Source organism: Shewanella sp. 10B (assembly GCF_023475885.1).
Classification (GTDB): Bacteria; Pseudomonadota; Gammaproteobacteria; order Enterobacterales; family Shewanellaceae; genus Shewanella; species Shewanella mangrovisoli.
Window position 1 is genome coordinate 39,504 of the sequence record NZ_JAMDJO010000004.1, and the last position, 16,959, is coordinate 56,462.

Below are 16,959 nucleotides of genomic sequence, written 5' to 3' on the forward strand. Positions count from 1 at the left end.
TTTTGTAAGCTCAAGTTATACCGAAAAGCTGACGGAATAAGGCTTAAGCGGTTTATTGCGCCTTAAGTGCCGTAAGAGCAACCTTGGTCATGGCTTCTACCCCGACTTTGAGTGCACCTTCATCCACATAGAAGGCGGGAGAATGGTTACTGGCCGCCGTTTCAGGATCTGTGCCTTTGGGTGTTACCCCTAGGAAGAAAAACATCCCAGGAGACTCTAGGGCATAGAAGGAAAAGTCCTCGGCACCAGTGATTAATCCAGGCTCAATCAGCATCTTATCGCCGACCACACTGGCAAGCACTGGGCGCATACTGGCGACCAATTCAGGATTGTTCACCACCACGGGGTAACCTTGATGGATTTCGGTTGTCGCGGTGGCACCTAAGGTTTTTGCCGATAACTCGGCGATTTCGGCCAAGCGCACCTTAATATCGGCACGCATAGGTTGGTCAAAGGTGCGGATGGTGCCAATCAGCTCCACTTCATCGGGAATAATATTCGAGCGAATACCACCATTTACCGCGCCAAAACTCACCACGGCGGGCGCTTTGGTAATATCCACCTGACGACTGACAATGGTTTGCACATTGGTAATAATTTGCGCCGCGGCGACGATAGGGTCGACGCCATTCCAGGGGCGAGAACCATGGGTTTGACGACCTTTCACTTTGATTGTAAAGGAATCTTCACTCGCCATGGCAGGGCCGCTACGCACCCCAATCATGCCGCTTGGCATACTCGAAGTTACATGCATGCCAAACACTTGGTCGGGTTTGCGCTTGGCAAACAGCCCTTGTTTTAGCATTAATTCCGCGCCGCCCTCTTCGCCATCAGGCGCACCTTCTTCGGCGGGTTGGAAGATAAACATCACATCACCGGCAAGGCTATCTTTCACTTTCACTAAATTCTCGGCCACCCCCATCAACATAGCCACATGGGTATCATGGCCGCAGGCATGCATCACCCCTACGGTTTGACCGCGATAGGTATCTGTCGCTTTAGAGGCAAAAGGCACATCGACCACTTCGGTCACGGGCAAAGCATCCATATCGGCGCGGATCGCAATCAAGGGACCGGGTTTACCGCCCTTTAAGATGCCTACAACGCCAGTATGGGCAATGCCCGTTTGCACTTCTAATCCGAGGGATTTCAGATGCTTTTCGATAATCTTGCTGGTGCGAAACTCGCGATTAGATAACTCAGGATGTTGGTGCAAATCACGGCGCCAGTCGATCACCTTTTGCTCCACACCCGCCGCCAACTTAGCCGCATCGGGCTGCGCCGCATAGGCAGCGTTTACCCCTGCACCCATTAAGCTCAAGGTGACGATGGAAGCGAGCAAGCTCTTAGTCAGTTTGGATGAACTCACACCGAGTGAACGGGAATAAGGTGCAAAGGATGTTGCTACAGAGGATGTTGATAACGCGCGCGATACCGAGGATACAGTCATAGCGATAACCTATTGTTGTTTTTATAAGCTATCTAAACTACACGCACATCACAGAATTGTTAATAGATTTAATAGTAAGGAGACATTGCGCAAGGATGTTTTAGTGTACTCAGTGTAAATCACGCGGCTTGCACAACATGCCGACAATCCATTGTTGATGGCCTTCTGAAATCAAAAGACGAGGCAAAGCGATTACTCGCATAAAGTGAGTCAGTCAGGATTTTGAAAGATTTTCACACACCATTCGAAATCTGCGACAGCTTTTGTCGCAGCCTTTGATTAATATACTGTTATTCCGCTAAACATCGAAAAATCCACTATGCAGCCTAACTTTCAACGCCAAGTCACACTACTGAGCTTAATCCCGCGGGCGCCACGTAAAATCTCGGTAAACGAATTAGTCGAACGGCTGGCAAACCGCACGCAGGATATCAGTAAGCGTTCGGTGCAAAGGGATTTGAAGGCCATGTACGAAATGGGCACCTTTGGCTTACGTCTCGATGATAGAAATAAGCCCTATGGTTGGTCGATTGAGTCCTGCTGGCGCGGGTTGAACCTAGAGCTAATGGACCAACATATGGCGCTGGCTTTAACCACTTTAAAGCGCAGTGCGAGTCAGTTGATGCCACCACAAAGCTTGCAGCAACTACAGCCCTACTTCGACAGGGCCGATCAGGTGCTGGCTAGCGATCCAGAAAATCCTTGGCTCTATTGGGCGTGCCGAGTCGCACAGCTTCCCGAGCCTTACCCCTTTATCCTACCCCAGCACCAACCTCAGTCCTTAGAAGTCATACAGCAAGCTATTTTGGATAAGAAACAAATTCGCTGCGATATCAAAAAATGGATCAATGGCAAAATGCATTGGCTGCATTACAACCCCATTAATCCACAAGGAATTTTAATTCGCGATGGGGTGGCGCTACTCGCCTTTACCATTGGCAGCTTTGATAAGCGCCGCCACCACAAACCGATAGGCTTACTGCGTAACGCACAGCTATTGCCCAGCGCGGCGGTTAAGAATGCCGATTTTGATATAAATAAAACCGCACAGAGATCGCGTGGCGAGAAGATGCGTCTCGAACTGCTGCTCTCCGATAAGGCGAGTTTTATCATGCGCGAAGCCAAGTTTAGCGATAACCAGACCATGCAATTACGCGAGGATGGCCGCTTTTATGTGGTAGCAGAGGTCACTGATTCCCCAAAACTGCGCGCTGCATTGTGGGAAATGGCCGATACCGTGGAAGTGCTAGCACCGGTAAAACTGCGGGAGCACTTTGCCGCACTCAGCCAAAAAATGGCGGCGAAATACCGTTAAACCGTTTATCGCATTGATGCGACAAGCTGAGTCGCAACTCAAGGTTAGTCTTGCTTTACCATTGCTAACTGTGAGAGTGCTATGTTTGAACTTATTCATGAAACCGCCACTGGCGCCATGCCTAAATTAACGGTATTCGGCGTCGGAGGTTGTGGTTGTAATACCATTAATCAACTCAGCCAAGTCAATCTGCCATCCAGCGTAGAATTAATTTCCGTCAATACCGATGCCCAAGCCATGGCCGCCACCAGCAGCCATTACCGTATTCAAATTGGTCCACAAACGACGAAAGGCTTAGGCGCAGGCGCCAAGCCCGATGTCGGCTGCGCAGCAGCGATTGAGTCGGCGCAGGCATTAACTGAACAAATGCAGCATAGCGATATAGTGTTTCTCACGGCGGGATTAGGCGGTGGTACGGGTACGGGCGCGCTACCGCAGGTGGCAAAGCTCGCTCGAGAGTTAACCAAACCTGTTATCGCCGTTGTGACCATGCCTTTTAGCTTTGAGGGCCAGCACAGAAAAGCCAATGCCGAAGCCGGATTGCAAGAATTATTGGAGAATGCCAATGCCGTTATCGTTCTCCCCAACGATAAGCTTGCCGAGGTGCTCGGGGCCAAAGTGACCCTGCTCAATGCATTCAAAGAGAGCAATAAAATTTTACAGGATGTGTTATTGGGGCTTGCCAATACCATCAGCCAAGCTGGGCTTATCAATATTGATTTAAATGATTTTATTTCCGTTATCAGCCGCCAAGGTCGCGCCGCAATGGGCGTGAGCTGCCTTCAGGGCGATGAGGATCTTATCTCGGCGGTTAAACGCGCCATGCAACATCCCTTGCTCGATAATATCGAACTCAATCAAGCGCAAGCGGCAATTGTCAGCGTTGTCGCAAAAGACACGATAGAGCTCAGTCAATACAACCAAATCGGCGCAACTGTACACGAGCAATTACCACGGGATGCCCTAGTGATTATTGGGCTCACTATCGACCCTGACCTCGAATCGGAGCTCGAAATCATGGTGATAGCAACGGGGATTGGATTCGCGCAGCCGGAAATTCAAGATCCTATCCAAGCAGTTAATGACAACTATATCAATGTGCATGATTTTATTAAGTGTCAGGCGATACCAATCGCCGACCCCGCACCATCCAAGTTCGATTTAGATAACTTACAGATCCCAACTTATCTGCGGCAGCAAAAGCCCCAAGCGCATTAGTGGGCTTTATGCAAAAACACGACGTCTTTGTCGATGATTTCCAGCTGCCAGCCGTAATGCTCGGCGAGCCATTGAAAGGTAGCTTCGGAGTAAAAGTTAATATGGGTGGGATCATTTTTATAATGCCAAGTGCTAAATGCCGTGGGGTTGAGCACTCGCTTGGTCATCACGGCTAAAATGCCTTTGGGTTTGAGTAAAGTGTTTAATAAGGTCAGTAACGCATCGGCATCACTCACATGCTCAATGACCTCAGTCAGGGTAATGAAATCATATTGCCGCGTGAGTAACTCGGGGTGATTAGCGTAATAGAGATCGTAGTTCTCGACCCGATAACCCCGCGTTTGCGCCAGCAGACTCAATGCCTTACCCTCACCACAACCAAAATCGAGCCCTAATGCCGTTGGCGCAAAGCGGCTCAACAAGGGGGCGAGGGTTCTGTCTAGAAACCGCTGATAACCAAGATCCTGCGGGTGATTTTCGTGCTTATCGTATTCGGCCTTTTCGGCTTCAGGGCTTAGATAAAATTCGGCAGGTACACTCACCAAGGCACACTGCTGGCAATGTTGGTAACGACGGCGTTTATCTTGGTGGTAGGCCACTAAATCGGCACTGTGGCAAAGGGGACAGATGTTCAACGACAGTTCCTAGAGACATCGTAAGGCAAACGACGGATATTGCCTTTAACTAAAAAGATTAAGGTTTGGGGATTTTACGCTCTTTGGCGGCCGCTTCCTTGGCTTCTTGCAGATATTTTTGCTCGCGGCTTTCCCGTTCATCGAACTGCTTTTGTGCCTTGAGCTTTTGCTGGGCTTCCCAATCTTGCGGATTGGACTGTTGCCTGATTTTATCTTCCCGTGCAGAGGTCTCTTGGGCGGCTCGACGGGCCTTTTCAAGCTGCGCTTGCTCGATTCTTTCTGAATCGATGCGCGCCTTATCGGCCCTTTGTTCTAAGGTCAGCCGCGGCTTTGGTTGATCAGCCGCTTGCACGATAGGCGATACCAGACCGACAACGACACTTAATACGATGGTGGGGATAAGTTTTTGCATCCTATGTTCCTTAGAGTCCTTCCTCGGCTGATTGGCACGGCAAACTGAACATTCAGGGCAAAACATAGCATAAAACCGTATTTTGCAGTGATGAGTTAGGAGAATTTTCGTGTATAACACTGAAAATCAGCTATCTTAAACTGTCAGTTTTTAGTTGTGATTTAAACAAAACCTCGATTAGGTTTATTTTTAACCTCAATGGAATGATGTACTATTTGAATTAATTTCGTTATAAACGAAGTACCTAGGCTGTAGGATGTGACCTTAATTTGCGTCACAAGGGAGTATCCTAAATGATCAGATGGCAACACTTGCTCAATAAACTCAGTACAGATGACCCTGTATTGCAAGATAAGCTGTCATGCTGGCAAGCCGATCCACACCAGACTCCCCTCGCTCTGATCCAAGGCTTTAGTTTTATCAGCGCAAATAGCGCCACCCTCGATTACTTTGGCACCGAATACGATGCCTTAGTGAATACCACGCCCTATGACTTTTCACCGAGGATCCAATCTTCTGGGCGTAATAGCGTTGAATTTGCTCGGGAAATGATTCTTGAGGCGGCATCGGGCAACCATGTCGAATTTAGCTGGCTCCACCTAAGCCAACAGGGTAAAGAACTCCCCACCAAGGTAAGACTCTACCCTTGTTATTTACAGCAACAGGCCGTGGTGCTTGTTGAGCTGCAAGCACTCAACCGTCGCACTCAAGTTAGACCGTCGATCTCCGATGGCTTTGCCCATATCCCTCGGGAAATTATGGCGACCACGCTCGAAGAGAGTGCTGAGGCTGTATATATCACAGATGCTGACAATCGCATCTTGGCAGTGAACAAGGCAATGTGCCGTATCTGTGGTTACAGTGCCGAACAATTAATCGGTAAAACCCCTGAGTTTTTGGAGGCAAAACTCCTGCCGTCAGGGCAAGAAACCGATTGCCAAGCCGCCATGAAACTTCGCGGATTTTGGCACGGTGAGACACTTAAACAGCGATCTGACGGGAGCCACTTTCCCGCATGGCAGAGCAGTCGCCGCATCGAGACCGATGATAATGCCCTGTATCATGTGAATATTTTCAGCGATATCAGCACCAAAAAGCTGCTCGAAACGCAGCTCACTACCCGCGCCATGTACGACACACTCACGGGGCTGCCGAACCGTTATCATCTCAAGCAAATACTCAATAGCGCCCTCGACAAACTGAAGGATGATCCTTCCGCCCTCGGCGCACTGATGTTTTTAGATCTCAATGGTTTTAAGAACATCAATGACAGCTTTGGTCATTCCATGGGTGACAGGGTATTGCAACTGGTGGCCGCGCGTTTAGAAGCGGGCTGCATTGAGAAGGCCGATATCGCCCGTATGGGAGGCGATGAGTTTACCTTAGTGCTGCAGGAATGCAGCTGTAAGGAAGAAATTCAATTATTTGCCGAGCAAATACTGAGTCTATTCGACAGTCCATTTGAAATCGAAGGACAAAAGTTCTTCCTCGGCACCAGTATTGGTATCGCGCTGTTCCCAACCCACAGCGATCAAGCGGGACAGCTGATTAGCTTGGCCGATACCGCTATGTACAGCGCTAAGAAAAACCAACCACACTTAGTCTTTTATGATAAAGCGATGAGCCAAGCCGCCGAGCTTAAATTAAAACTTATCAATAATCTAAGGCATGCCCATAGTCTCAAGCAGTTCAATCTTGCCTATCAAGCGATTGTGGATTTGCACACCAATAAGCCCATAGGTGCCGAGGCGCTGTTGCGCTGGCAAAAATCCCCAAGCGAGCATTATGAAGCGGCCGAGTTCGTCCCTTTACTCGAAGAAACCGGGCTCATCATCACCATTGGGCAATGGGCACTTGAGCAAGCCTGTAAACAGGCCGCCATATGGCGCGCAAGTTATCAGCCAGATTTTAAAGTGTCGGTCAATGTGTCTCCCTTGCAGCTGGAGCATGTAGATTTTGTCGGCCAAGTAATTAGCGCCCTAGAAATGGTCGCCCTGCCCGCTGAAGCACTGATTTTAGAAATCACCGAGTCAGCACTGTTACGTCAACCCGAGTTGGCTCGCCAGACCCTTGAGCGCATTAAAGCCTTAGGTGTCGGTATCGCGATTGACGACTTTGGCACGGGCCTCTCTTCACTGAGCCGTTTAGGCACTTTACCAATAGACAGTGTGAAAATTGATGCTGAATTTGCCCTGCGTTTACACGATGCCTCCGGGCAAAAACTTTGCCATGCCATAGTGCAATTAGCACAGGCTCTCGATATTCACTTTGTGGCAGAAGGCATTGAAACGCAGCAACAAAAAGACATCATTACCCATATGGGGCAAGGTTTTGCGCAAGGCTTTTTGTTTGGCTATCCCAGTTCGGTTGAGCAGTTTACCCAAGCCTTTTTAGCCGAAAGGTGTATCGCTTAAGGTTGAGCGGCAACGCAGTAAGAATGGATTGATTTATCGAGTGGATATTTCAAGGTGAATCATTGGCTCGATAGCCCTGCCAGCACACCATAAAGTATGGAATCACTCCCCTGCAAAGCAATTGGCTGGCAAAGCTATCTCATCATTTGCAGCGCAAATGAATCCTCATTATTAAACCTTGTTTTACGTTACGTTAGCGTGATCTGAATAAGATTTTAACTATTTTAATTCGTACGGGGTCTCAAAAACGTAAGAATTTAAAATCACTTACTATCCGTTCTGATAACGCAGCCTCACCTCAAGTGGCATGGAGCGAATGCGCATCTCCACCATAGCATCGAAGGCATTCAGTAAAGGCGACACATCTAAATCCGGCTCGAGGGCTTTTAGCATATAAGCACTCGCTTCTAAGGTTGACAAACTATCACTGCGGCTAGATTTGCGGATCTTGTATCTCGAGGCATAACCTTCGGCCAAGTGCACCGCAGGCAATTGAGCCAACCATGGATTGAGTTGCAAGATTTTAAAGGCTTTTCGCCAGGTGCCATCGATCAACAACAGTACACAATCGGTGTTAAGCCTCTGTTGTTCGACACTCACACTCTGCTCAGAGGGATACACAAGATAGACAGGGCGCCCACAATCCATCAATTGTTCACGCAATAAGGCAAAATCCGCTTCCGTCTCCCCCACATACACTTGGGTGTTAGGGATAACTAGACTTAACACCTTGACGCTATTCTTTTTATGCTCGACTTCGGAGGGGTGTTGCAATACCACTAGCTGCGTTTGCGGCTGTATGGGTTGTACATGGTCACAGAGGCAAGCAGTAAGGGGATAACGACAATGAGGGCAATAGTGGCGGCTCAAAACAAAATCTCTATAAAACGTTTATCCAGCAGTATAGCAGCTTGAATTATGGATAAAAAATGCCCGTAGCTATGGTCAAATAAGCTACGGGCAAAGGGTGTTTCTTTGATTAGCCGTTTAGGGCGTATTAATGCTCGGCGGCTAACTGCTCTTGGTGCCAGTGGTCAAAGCGGCTGAGCGCCATCATCGAGAGTAATCCGATAGAGAAAAATCCCATCACTAACGCCACCGCATAGGGTGCTGTCAGGTTTGTTTGCTGCACTAAGCCTGCGATGACGGATGCGCCACTCATCTGAATAAAACCTAACATCGCCGTTGCGGTGCCTGCGCGCTCACCAAAGGCGGACAGTGCCATACTGGTCGCTGGGCCTAATAAGAAAGCAAAACCAATACACAACAACATCATAGGCAACATAAAGGCAAAGGCGGCAGCCATACCCACACTTGGGCCAAAGGTTTGAGCTGCGATAATCAATACCGCCGAGAGCACTAATAACACTAAGGCAAGGATGGCGGTTGGACGGTTACCTAACTTGCGGATCACCACTGGCGCGGCAAAACAGGCCACAATATTGACCAAAGCATTCAAGCCAAACAACCCACTAAAAGCTAACTCTGACACGCCTAAATGGCCAATAAGCCACACGGGAGAGTAAGACACATAACTTAAAATCGCCGCCATTGCCGACATACAGGCAAAGGCATAGAACAAGAAATGGGTATTGCTCAGCACAGGTTTATAACGACCCCAGCGGTACAAGGGACCACTGCTCACGGTATTGGCTGGACGGGTTTCGGGTAAACGATAGCCCACCAATAGCATCATCAAAATCGCGTATAAGGTCATAAACACAAAGGTCGAACGCCAGCCAAATTGCATGGCTAATAGTCCACCAAGGGTGGGCGCCAGTGCGGGGATCACGCAGATAGCCCCATTTAAGTAACTGTAAATACGGGCGCCTTCCTTGGGCGAATAACAGTCACGCACCGCGCTAAAGACTACAATCGAGGTTGAACACGCCGCTAACCCTTGCAACACACGGGCAAGTTGTAACCAATGGAATTCAATAGCAGCAGCGGCAAGCAAACTGCTCGCGCCATAGAGCAACACGCCAAAAAGGGCCACGGGTCGACGTCCGTAACGGTCGGCTAAGGGACCAATCAAAATTTGGCCCACACCCATAGCAAATAAAAACAGTACTAATGTGGACTGTACTTCGCTGGCAGACACGGCGAACTCTGCCGCCATGGTGGGCATAGAAGGTAGATAAATATCAATCGCCAATGGGCTGAGTAGCACCAAAGACATCAAAATAGGTAACAGATTGCGCCGCATAAAACTTATCTCGGTTAAACAGTAAAAGGTATTTCAGTGGGCGCTATTTTAAATAACTCAAGGTATGAACAGAAATGGTATAATTTCCAAAGTGAATTTCCTCTGAGGAATATCTATGAATCTCGACAACTTAGCCAGAATCGATCTCAACCTACTGGTGATATTGAAGGTTTTGCTCGAAGAACAGAGTGTCACCCGCGCAGCCAGCCGATTACATATTAGCCAATCGGCGTTGAGCAAGAGCTTGAATCGCCTGCGAGAAACTCTAGATGATCCCCTGTTCCAACGCACTGCCCACGGCCTAAAACCCACGGCACATGCGCTCAATATCGGGCTGAAGTTGCCGAATATTTTGCAGGACTTATATCAACTCACTCAGCCACCGACGTTTACGCCAGCCAGCAGTAACAGGCAGTTTTCCTTTGCCATGGTTGAAAGCGCCTACGAAACCTTAATTCCCTATTTTATCGGCCCATTATTAAGCACTGCACCGAACCTGAAGCTCGACTCCTATGTGTGGACCGAGAAATCGATGCACGATTTGCAGCAGGGGCAAATTGACTTTGGGATCTCGGGGCGGGATCTACACCCGCTGTCAGACTCGCAAACGGACAGACTCCCAGATGGCATTAGCTGCCAAACCCTGTTCACCGACAGGCAAGTGTGTTTGGTGCGCCAAGATCATCCTTTGATGACCGCACTCACCTCGCCCCAGTGGGATTTAAATTTGTATTTGGATATGGCGCATGTGCAGGTGCGCTGTGAAGGGAGTGATTGGTGGGCGCTGGATTACTTTCTGGCCGACCTTGGCCACAGGCGCAAAATCAGCACGACTGTGCCCGATTTTTATGGCGCGGCCAGCATCTGTGCCCACAGTGATTTAATTTTTACCTTACCATCTAGCTTTGCACTGCACGCATGCAAGCTGTATCCACTGAGGCTGTTGCCTCTACCCTTTGAATTTATCCCTATGGCCTATGTGCTGCTCTGGCATCAGCGCAACGATGAAGACCAAGGCCATAAATGGATGCGCGATACTATCTGTCAAAGTGTTGAAAAGCTTATGCAACCCTAAGATAAAAGCCATAAAAAGCCCAGAGTACAAGCGTACCCTAGGCCGATTAAACTCAACACACTTACAGAATAAAGGTCGCGACCTGCGCATTAAGATCGTTCGCACGCGCCTTTAATGCTTGAGCTTGAGTCAGATCCGATTTCGCGGCCTCGGTGATTTCGTCGGTCACGTCCTTGATCGCCACGGTATTTTGGGTGATTTCCCCCGTAACCTGAGTTTGTTCCTCAGCAGCAGTGGCAATTTGCCCCGCCATATCCGAAATCACATTCACGGCTTGGGTGATTTCCTCCAGCGCCTTCGCGGCAGCATTTGCATCTTCCACGCTGTTGCCCGCGAGCATTTGACTGCTTTCCATCAAACTTACCGCTTTTGCTGTGGTGCGTTGCAAGGTTTCAATGGTCGCATGTACTTCTTGGGTCGAATCTTGCGTCCGGCGCGACAATACCCGCACCTCATCGGCGACCACGGCAAAACCGCGGCCCTGTTCGCCCGCGCGGGCTGCTTCAATCGCCGCATTGAGCGCTAATAGGTTAGTCTGCTCCGCAATCCCTTGAATTGTCGCTAAAATGCTAGAAATCGACTGGGCATGGCGACTTAAATCTTCAATCACGTCTGTTGCCTGAGCGACTTCATCGGCTAGGGAATTGATCGAACTGCGGGTTTTATTGACCAGCTCTTTCCCTTGGAAACTACTCGCGGCCGACTGCTGCGCCGCTGTCGCAGTATTTTCCGCATTGGCGGCAATTTCATTAGTTGCGCTTGCCATTTCGGTCACCGCCGTTGCCACCATAGCCACTTCCTGCTGCTGACGTTGCAGCTCTGCCACCGCAATATGGTTGGTTTTAAGACTGCGCTCGGCATCCGCATCCAGCTCGCTAGCTAACTGGCGAATATGGCTGATCAGTTGATGCTGACTGCCGACAAAACGGTTAAAACTATCGGCCAGCACGCCCACTTCATCCTGAGTATCGACCTCTATACGTTGAGTTAAATCGCCATTGCCGTCAGCAATGCGTGCCAGCGCCTGTGACACGCGTCCGAGTGGACCTAGCAATAGATTCATCAACCAGGAAATCGCCAATACGCTCAGCAATAACACTACGGCGGAAAGTCCAAATTGCGTCAACAAAAGATCGGTCAGAGGTGCCTCTAGGGTCTCCTTATCCAGCACAATCACCAGCTCCCAATCGGTATTGGGAATATCGACGCCCCAGACTAACTTATCACGGCCCTCATTCTCAAAATACATGGGCAGCAAGGCTCCCGCTTGGCGGCTCTGCTGGGGTAAATCATGATTCAGATCGTTGTCGATTTGGCCGACAGGTTTCATCGCCTTAGAGGCATCTTTGTAAGCAATCACAGTGCCGTCTTTGTGCATCATGATCGCATAGCCATTGGCAGGGAGCGTCATGCGATTCACGCTCTCGACTAGGCTCGCAATCGAGAGATCGCCCCCAACCACACCTTGAGAAGTGGCCTGCGCCATAGTGACCACTAACACGTTATAGGCCACGTCGACATAGGGTTTAGTCAGGATTAAACCGCGCTCATTCATCGCCTGTTTATACCAAGGACGCGTTCTCGGATCGTAACCCGTACGGTCGATACTTGGATCTGAGTCCAACATCTGCCCAGTCTCGGTACCATAATAAGTTAGCTGAAATCGCCCTGAGGCCTGCGCCTGTTGCAATGCACTTAAACTGTTACCTTCCACCTTAGAGGCCAATGCGCCGACGATATCTTGGCGTCCAGTCAGCCATTCTTGAATACGCTCGGCCTGTTGTTCACCCAAGCGCTGCACCTGCTCTAGGCTATTTTGCAATAACAATGATTTTTGACTGGAGTAGCTTTGCCAAGACAGCAAGCTGATCACGAGGGACAAGGCGATCACGACCGAAATCAGGATCTTTTGTTTAAGTGAATATGAGTTCATTTTGGTATCTACGATTTACACAGCGCTGAAGGAAGGTATTGGACGAATGGTCATCACTCAATGTAATAAATTTACAGATTTAGCCATAACCAATCAAAATATCGGTTAAATTTTCGCACATCTTGCACAACAAACAAAGAATCACTTATCATCAAATTAATAAATAATTAAGCAAAAACATAAAGATAACTTTAACCAAATCATTAAAAACCTAATGATAACCAAAAGATCACAGACACCCCAGATTACACAACAATGTAAGCTTATAGACGTAAAACAACGTAAATTAACCCAAATTAACGTGACCCAATCCGTTTATTTATTGCACACTGACTCTCCATAGCATTGGAAAGAGGCCTCTCGATGACGCCAAGTTGGCAAATCCTTAGATGATTTACCTTACGCCTCGCCCATTTTGATTAGGAGTTCTTATGATCTATCAACAATTTCAACAGAGCCCATTTCAGCCACGCATTTCAGGAGCACGGGCTTGGTTAGCCATGGCCGTTAGTGTTAGCCTAATCTGTTTATCATTGTTTTTATTGCCTTTTGTGCTTTTATTTGGCGCAATTGCGCTCGGCTGCTTAGTGTTATTTAGCCGCATTTACGTGGCGCGCCAAGTGAGTAAGTTTAATCGTGCCCAAGCACAAGCGCAGGAAGCGGCGAGTCAAGAGACTGAGTTTTATCGTTCCAGCAATGTGGTACGTGAAACCCATGCAGAGCAATATCGCGGCCGCACCTTTGAACATCAACAGGATGAGAAATAATACTAAGCGCTTAGTAAGGTTTTTGCGCGCTTAAGGGTTTGAATCTCGCCGGGATCTTGGGTCATTTCCAGCACAGTATCAACTTGCAATGCGAGTGATTGCCATAGGGGCTCGATGATCTCGGCCTCTTTGGCATTAGCATGACGGCGCGCCAAGTTAAGCAGTGCCGCAGAGCCCACCACATCGATACGCCCTAAAATACCGTCCGCGAGTGCCATGCTCAGTTCAATCATGGCTGGCACACTGTGACCGTATTTAATCACTTCACGTAGATAACGCTCCGCCTGACTCACATCGCCACCCAAACCACTTTCGTCATTTAGCATGTGTTGTGCGCGGGTAAGCATGGCATCCAGCTGACCTTGCTCGGCCGCTTCGGCCATCCAATACTCACTCACGATAGGATCACGCTTACAACCATCACCATTGGCGAGCATTAAGGCCAGATGGTATTGGGCATGGGGATAACCCGCTTGCGCCGCTTTATTAATAAAATGATAGGCTTGAGCCAGATCTTTGGTCTGATAGTAAAGCACACCTAAATTCGCCATGGCTTCGGTCTGCTCGCCCGCTGCGGCCAATTGCAAATAGTGCTTCGCCTGCACTAAATCCGGCTTAAATGACTCACTGCCCACCAGATAAAAATACCCGAGTAACGCCATCGCATTGACGACTCCCGACTCAGCAGCCTTGGCAATCGCAGCTTCGCCATGAATGGCATCGGCCTGTCCTTGATAGCCATGGATAAGCCCAACCCCGTGTTCATAGAGGGCATCGGAATGATTTGGCGCCGCAAGGGCAAACCAATAGGCGGCTTTAGCAAAGGTATCACTGGCTTTTTGCGCCACTTCCTTTACCGCTGGGCCATTTTCATCTTCATTACCATAGGATTGATCAACCAAGGCAAGCTCTTGCTCTTTAAGCATTAATGCTTTGGTTTTAAAAGAGATCCCCACAAGATATTGCGCGTTAGGGTCGTCTTCCATCACAGCGCGGTAACAGAGATCTTTGATGGTAACGGCGTCACTGGCTTGGTAACGATAAGCGGGAGCCGCGCGCCCAATCACCTTAGGATACAAGTGCTCAATTAAGGCCAACACATCCTTGATGGCCTTTTGGGCCAAGGCGAGCAACTGCTCTTGGGTTAAATGGTATTTTTCAGGGTGGGCGCCACGGTTGCCATCGCCACGCAGACGATGTAAGGCTCGTGTCGTCTTCACATCGATCAGCCGCTTTTGGTTTAACAGCTCGATACGGTCATAGAGATTAGGACTGGTGAAGGAAACGGCTTTATCTTGACCGAGCAGTTCGGTCAGCCTGTGGGTAAAACTGCGGATATGCAGCAATGACTGAGTGGGCACATCCTGCACATAGTTTTTAGCGTTGAGGTAATCATCGAGGAGAGAGGCCGAAAAACCTTGGATAAATTCGCTATCCAGTAACTCAGCCCCTGTTCCCATAAATCCTTACCTCAGTTCGAATGTACTCGGTTGATGTTATTCCGCGGTGGGCTGTTTAGTCACCATATACAGGCGGAACAGCGCTAAGTTCACGAATAGACCGATAAATGCCATCAAGGTATCCGCCAGCATTTGCACTGGCAAACCGCCCAGAGAAGCTGCGCCAGAGAGCTGAGCACCCACGACAGAAAGCGGCAGATAAAGCATCAATAAAGCAATGGTTTTCAGTACGATAGGACCACTAAAGCTAAAGCTTGCCTTAATCGCTTCCAGTGGTGTTAAACGTTCAACCACCACCATAAAGTTCACATAGGCGAGTCGCGCAAATAGATAGAAACTGATGACGAGGCCGACTAACCAAAGTGGTCCAAACGCAGCAAATAGCATTACAGGCGCTAAAATCGCCAGTCCCGAAAACACGCCAGCCAGCAGCAGGGGTGGTACAAAGGGTAAGCTGGCCTTCAATACCATTCCCGTCGAGGGATTATGCCCTTGGGATCTCAGCTCTAAAAACAGCGTTAATGCGGCGATCAGCACCGAAAAAATCAGCAGCAGTAGCATCATGGCGATCATATGCGGCGCGCCAAACTGCGGGTTTTCCAGATCGACTTTGCTCATCTCTGTACCTAGCCACAGCTGGATCCCCACCTGCACTAACAGCAATGGCACTGTCAGCATGGCAAGCTGAGTGAGATGATTACGGAAAAAGTTATAAGCTTCGGTCAAAATTGCGGATAGTGACATGCGCCTTTCCAAAATAATTGAAGTAAATTAACACCGTGAATTGCCGCTAAGGATACCCAAAATCCCGCCCCAATGCACAACACAAATCACTTGAGTGAACCGTAAATCACAGAAAAGGACTGCAACAAAAGTCGCAAAGCCGTTACACTGTGGCCCTTTATTGCGCGCAAACCCTCAAAGGATGCCACTCATGAAACACACTCTCACTCTCTCAATCCTGATCAGCGCCACGCTTTTAGCGGCTCCCGCCAGTGCAGGCTGGTTAGATAACCTCGCAGGAACACAAGCAAAAACGGAAAAAGTAGCCACAGGCACCGCGACTCAATCTAACGAGTTAGTCGGTAGCGTGATGTCGCAACTCGGTTTAAGCCAAAACCAAGCCGAAGGCGGTTTAGGCAGCCTGTTAGGCCTAGCCCAGTCTAGCCTAGGTTCGAATGATTACACCAAATTAGCCGCCAGCATTCCGAATGCAGACAGCCTATTAGCCGCAGCGCCTAAACTCGACGCGAACTCGGGCGTTTCAGGCCTGCTATCTAAGGCTGGCAATATTGGCTCTTCCCTTCAAGGCAGTGCTATGGTGTTAGATGCCTTTGAAAAATTGGGTATTTCTAAAGATTTGGCCATGCCGATGATCAATATCGCCAAGTCTTACCTTGAGACAAATGGCGCCGAAGGCAGCTCAGATCTCCTGATGAAGGGCCTAAATTCCCTGCTGTAACCTTCGCTTTCACCCTAAGCCCATCGCTTAGGGTGAACTTTAGCGCCGTAAATCACTCTATTTAGTTATCCCTTCTTGCCAGAGCAGTGCCCTTTTATGATTGCTAAGCTGAAACGATTCCTTCAATCCCACACCCAGGCCATCTCCCCCGAGGAGAAAGCCCACCAGCTCAAATTGGCGGCGGCGAGTATGTTGCTCGAAGTGGTATTTGCCGATGAAACCCTCGCGGCGGAAGAAATGGCGTTACTGCCTACCTTGCTGACAGAGACATTGTCGATGCCTGTGCGGGAAGCCAATGAACTGATTGAAGAAGCGAAAAAAGCCCAAGGTAATGCAACCTCACTGTTTGAGTTTACCAATACCATCAATGCCGAATTTAGCTTGGAGCAAAAGCAACAATTGCTGTTAGCTATGTGGCAATTAGCCTATGCCGATGGACAACTCTCCCAGTACGAAGATCAAATCATTCGCCGCACCGCCGATTTGCTGTACCTCAAGCACAGCGAACTGATCCAGATGCGTAATCAGGCTATCGAAGCGACCCAAGCGGCACGCTAAAAGCACTCCATAAAAAAGCATGAATCGCAGTGTTGCCATTCATGCTTTTGAATC

Annotated in this window: 15 protein-coding genes; 7 read left to right on the forward strand and 8 right to left on the reverse strand. The window is 49.0% G+C overall.

Features of this window, described 5'->3' with window-relative positions:
* Positions 1-52: 52 nt before the first annotated feature.
* Positions 53-1,450: an amidohydrolase gene (locus M0415_RS15305; RefSeq protein WP_249556444.1), complete on the reverse strand. Its 1,398-nt coding sequence runs from the start codon at positions 1,448-1,450 to the stop codon at positions 53-55.
* A 319-nt stretch (positions 1,451-1,769) separates the two neighbouring features.
* Between M0415_RS15305 and M0415_RS15310 the strand changes: the two genes are divergently transcribed.
* Together M0415_RS15310 and ftsZ are read left to right on the forward strand one after the other, a co-directional pair.
* Positions 1,770-2,765, forward strand: a complete 996-nt coding sequence (locus M0415_RS15310) for a helix-turn-helix transcriptional regulator (RefSeq protein WP_249556445.1) — start codon at positions 1,770-1,772, stop codon at positions 2,763-2,765.
* A gap of 81 nt (positions 2,766-2,846) precedes the next feature.
* Complete coding sequence (ftsZ, locus tag M0415_RS15315; RefSeq protein WP_249556446.1) at positions 2,847-3,983, forward strand: cell division protein FtsZ; 1,137 nt, start codon at positions 2,847-2,849, stop codon at positions 3,981-3,983.
* On the opposite strand, the gene M0415_RS15320 is transcribed toward ftsZ, so the two are convergent.
* Together M0415_RS15320 and M0415_RS15325 are read right to left on the reverse strand one after the other, a co-directional pair.
* Entirely contained in the window at positions 3,980-4,618 is a 639-nt protein-coding gene (locus M0415_RS15320) for a class I SAM-dependent methyltransferase (RefSeq protein ID WP_249556447.1), read from the reverse strand. The two genes, ftsZ and M0415_RS15320, sit on opposite strands and share 4 nt — an antisense overlap.
* Before the next feature lie 58 nt (positions 4,619-4,676).
* Entirely contained in the window at positions 4,677-5,030 is a 354-nt protein-coding gene (locus tag M0415_RS15325; protein ID WP_249556448.1) for a hypothetical protein, read from the reverse strand.
* 293 nt (positions 5,031-5,323) lie between these two features.
* Here M0415_RS15325 and M0415_RS15330 point away from each other — a divergent pair, with 293 nt between their 5' ends.
* Entirely contained in the window at positions 5,324-7,444 is a 2,121-nt protein-coding gene (locus M0415_RS15330) for a putative bifunctional diguanylate cyclase/phosphodiesterase (protein WP_249556449.1), read from the forward strand.
* Between the two features lie 270 nt (positions 7,445-7,714).
* Here M0415_RS15330 and M0415_RS15335 read toward each other — a convergent pair whose 3' ends face one another.
* Entirely contained in the window at positions 7,715-8,314 is a 600-nt protein-coding gene (locus M0415_RS15335) for a tRNA-uridine aminocarboxypropyltransferase (RefSeq protein WP_249556450.1), read from the reverse strand.
* A gap of 127 nt (positions 8,315-8,441) precedes the next feature.
* Positions 8,442-9,650 carry a multidrug effflux MFS transporter gene (locus tag M0415_RS15340; protein ID WP_249556451.1) on the reverse strand — a complete coding sequence of 403 codons (1,209 nt, stop codon included), beginning with the start codon at positions 9,648-9,650 and terminating at the stop codon, positions 8,442-8,444.
* A 115-nt stretch (positions 9,651-9,765) separates the two neighbouring features.
* On the opposite strand from M0415_RS15340, the gene M0415_RS15345 reads away from it, so the two are divergent.
* Complete coding sequence (locus M0415_RS15345) at positions 9,766-10,725, forward strand: LysR family transcriptional regulator (RefSeq protein ID WP_088212468.1); 960 nt, start codon at positions 9,766-9,768, stop codon at positions 10,723-10,725.
* Positions 10,726-10,786: 61 nt separating this feature from the next.
* Here the strand turns inward: M0415_RS15345 and M0415_RS15350 are convergent, their stop codons facing one another.
* Positions 10,787-12,658: a methyl-accepting chemotaxis protein gene (locus tag M0415_RS15350; protein WP_249556452.1), complete on the reverse strand. Its 1,872-nt coding sequence runs from the start codon at positions 12,656-12,658 to the stop codon at positions 10,787-10,789.
* Positions 12,659-13,089: 431 nt separating this feature from the next.
* On the opposite strand from M0415_RS15350, the gene M0415_RS15355 reads away from it, so the two are divergent.
* Positions 13,090-13,425: a hypothetical protein gene (locus M0415_RS15355; RefSeq protein WP_249556453.1), complete on the forward strand. Its 336-nt coding sequence runs from the start codon at positions 13,090-13,092 to the stop codon at positions 13,423-13,425.
* A gap of 2 nt (positions 13,426-13,427) precedes the next feature.
* Here M0415_RS15355 and M0415_RS15360 read toward each other — a convergent pair whose 3' ends face one another.
* Together M0415_RS15360 and M0415_RS15365 are read right to left on the reverse strand one after the other, a co-directional pair.
* Positions 13,428-14,885: a DUF4145 domain-containing protein gene (locus tag M0415_RS15360; protein WP_249556454.1), complete on the reverse strand. Its 1,458-nt coding sequence runs from the start codon at positions 14,883-14,885 to the stop codon at positions 13,428-13,430.
* 36 nt (positions 14,886-14,921) lie between these two features.
* Positions 14,922-15,629, reverse strand: a complete 708-nt coding sequence (locus tag M0415_RS15365; protein WP_011718673.1) for a hypothetical protein — start codon at positions 15,627-15,629, stop codon at positions 14,922-14,924.
* A gap of 190 nt (positions 15,630-15,819) precedes the next feature.
* Between M0415_RS15365 and M0415_RS15370 the strand changes: the two genes are divergently transcribed.
* Together M0415_RS15370 and M0415_RS15375 are read left to right on the forward strand one after the other, a co-directional pair.
* Entirely contained in the window at positions 15,820-16,347 is a 528-nt protein-coding gene (locus tag M0415_RS15370) for a DUF2780 domain-containing protein (RefSeq protein WP_011624477.1), read from the forward strand.
* 96 nt (positions 16,348-16,443) lie between these two features.
* Positions 16,444-16,905, forward strand: coding sequence for a tellurite resistance TerB family protein (locus M0415_RS15375; protein ID WP_249556455.1), 462 nt, complete (start codon positions 16,444-16,446; stop codon positions 16,903-16,905).
* Positions 16,906-16,959 lie beyond the last annotated feature (54 nt).

Bases quoted from the DNA above. Each gene is read 5' to 3' on its own strand.
- M0415_RS15375 (WP_249556455.1), top strand. From the start codon at position 16,444: ATGATTGCTAAGCTGAAACGATTCCTTCAATCCCACACCCAGGCCATC.
- M0415_RS15340 (WP_249556451.1), bottom strand. From the start codon at position 9,650: ATGCGGCGCAATCTGTTACCTATTTTGATGTCTTTGGTGCTACTCAGC.
- M0415_RS15360 (WP_249556454.1), bottom strand. From the start codon at position 14,885: ATGGGAACAGGGGCTGAGTTACTGGATAGCGAATTTATCCAAGGTTTT.
- ftsZ (WP_249556446.1), top strand. From the start codon at position 2,847: ATGTTTGAACTTATTCATGAAACCGCCACTGGCGCCATGCCTAAATTA.
- M0415_RS15355 (WP_249556453.1), top strand. From the start codon at position 13,090: ATGATCTATCAACAATTTCAACAGAGCCCATTTCAGCCACGCATTTCA.
- M0415_RS15370 (WP_011624477.1), top strand. From the start codon at position 15,820: ATGAAACACACTCTCACTCTCTCAATCCTGATCAGCGCCACGCTTTTA.
- M0415_RS15305 (WP_249556444.1), bottom strand. From the start codon at position 1,450: ATGACTGTATCCTCGGTATCGCGCGCGTTATCAACATCCTCTGTAGCA.
- M0415_RS15365 (WP_011718673.1), bottom strand. From the start codon at position 15,629: ATGTCACTATCCGCAATTTTGACCGAAGCTTATAACTTTTTCCGTAAT.
- M0415_RS15345 (WP_088212468.1), top strand. From the start codon at position 9,766: ATGAATCTCGACAACTTAGCCAGAATCGATCTCAACCTACTGGTGATA.
- M0415_RS15310 (WP_249556445.1), top strand. From the start codon at position 1,770: ATGCAGCCTAACTTTCAACGCCAAGTCACACTACTGAGCTTAATCCCG.
- M0415_RS15325 (WP_249556448.1), bottom strand. From the start codon at position 5,030: ATGCAAAAACTTATCCCCACCATCGTATTAAGTGTCGTTGTCGGTCTG.
- M0415_RS15350 (WP_249556452.1), bottom strand. From the start codon at position 12,658: ATGAACTCATATTCACTTAAACAAAAGATCCTGATTTCGGTCGTGATC.
- M0415_RS15330 (WP_249556449.1), top strand. From the start codon at position 5,324: ATGATCAGATGGCAACACTTGCTCAATAAACTCAGTACAGATGACCCT.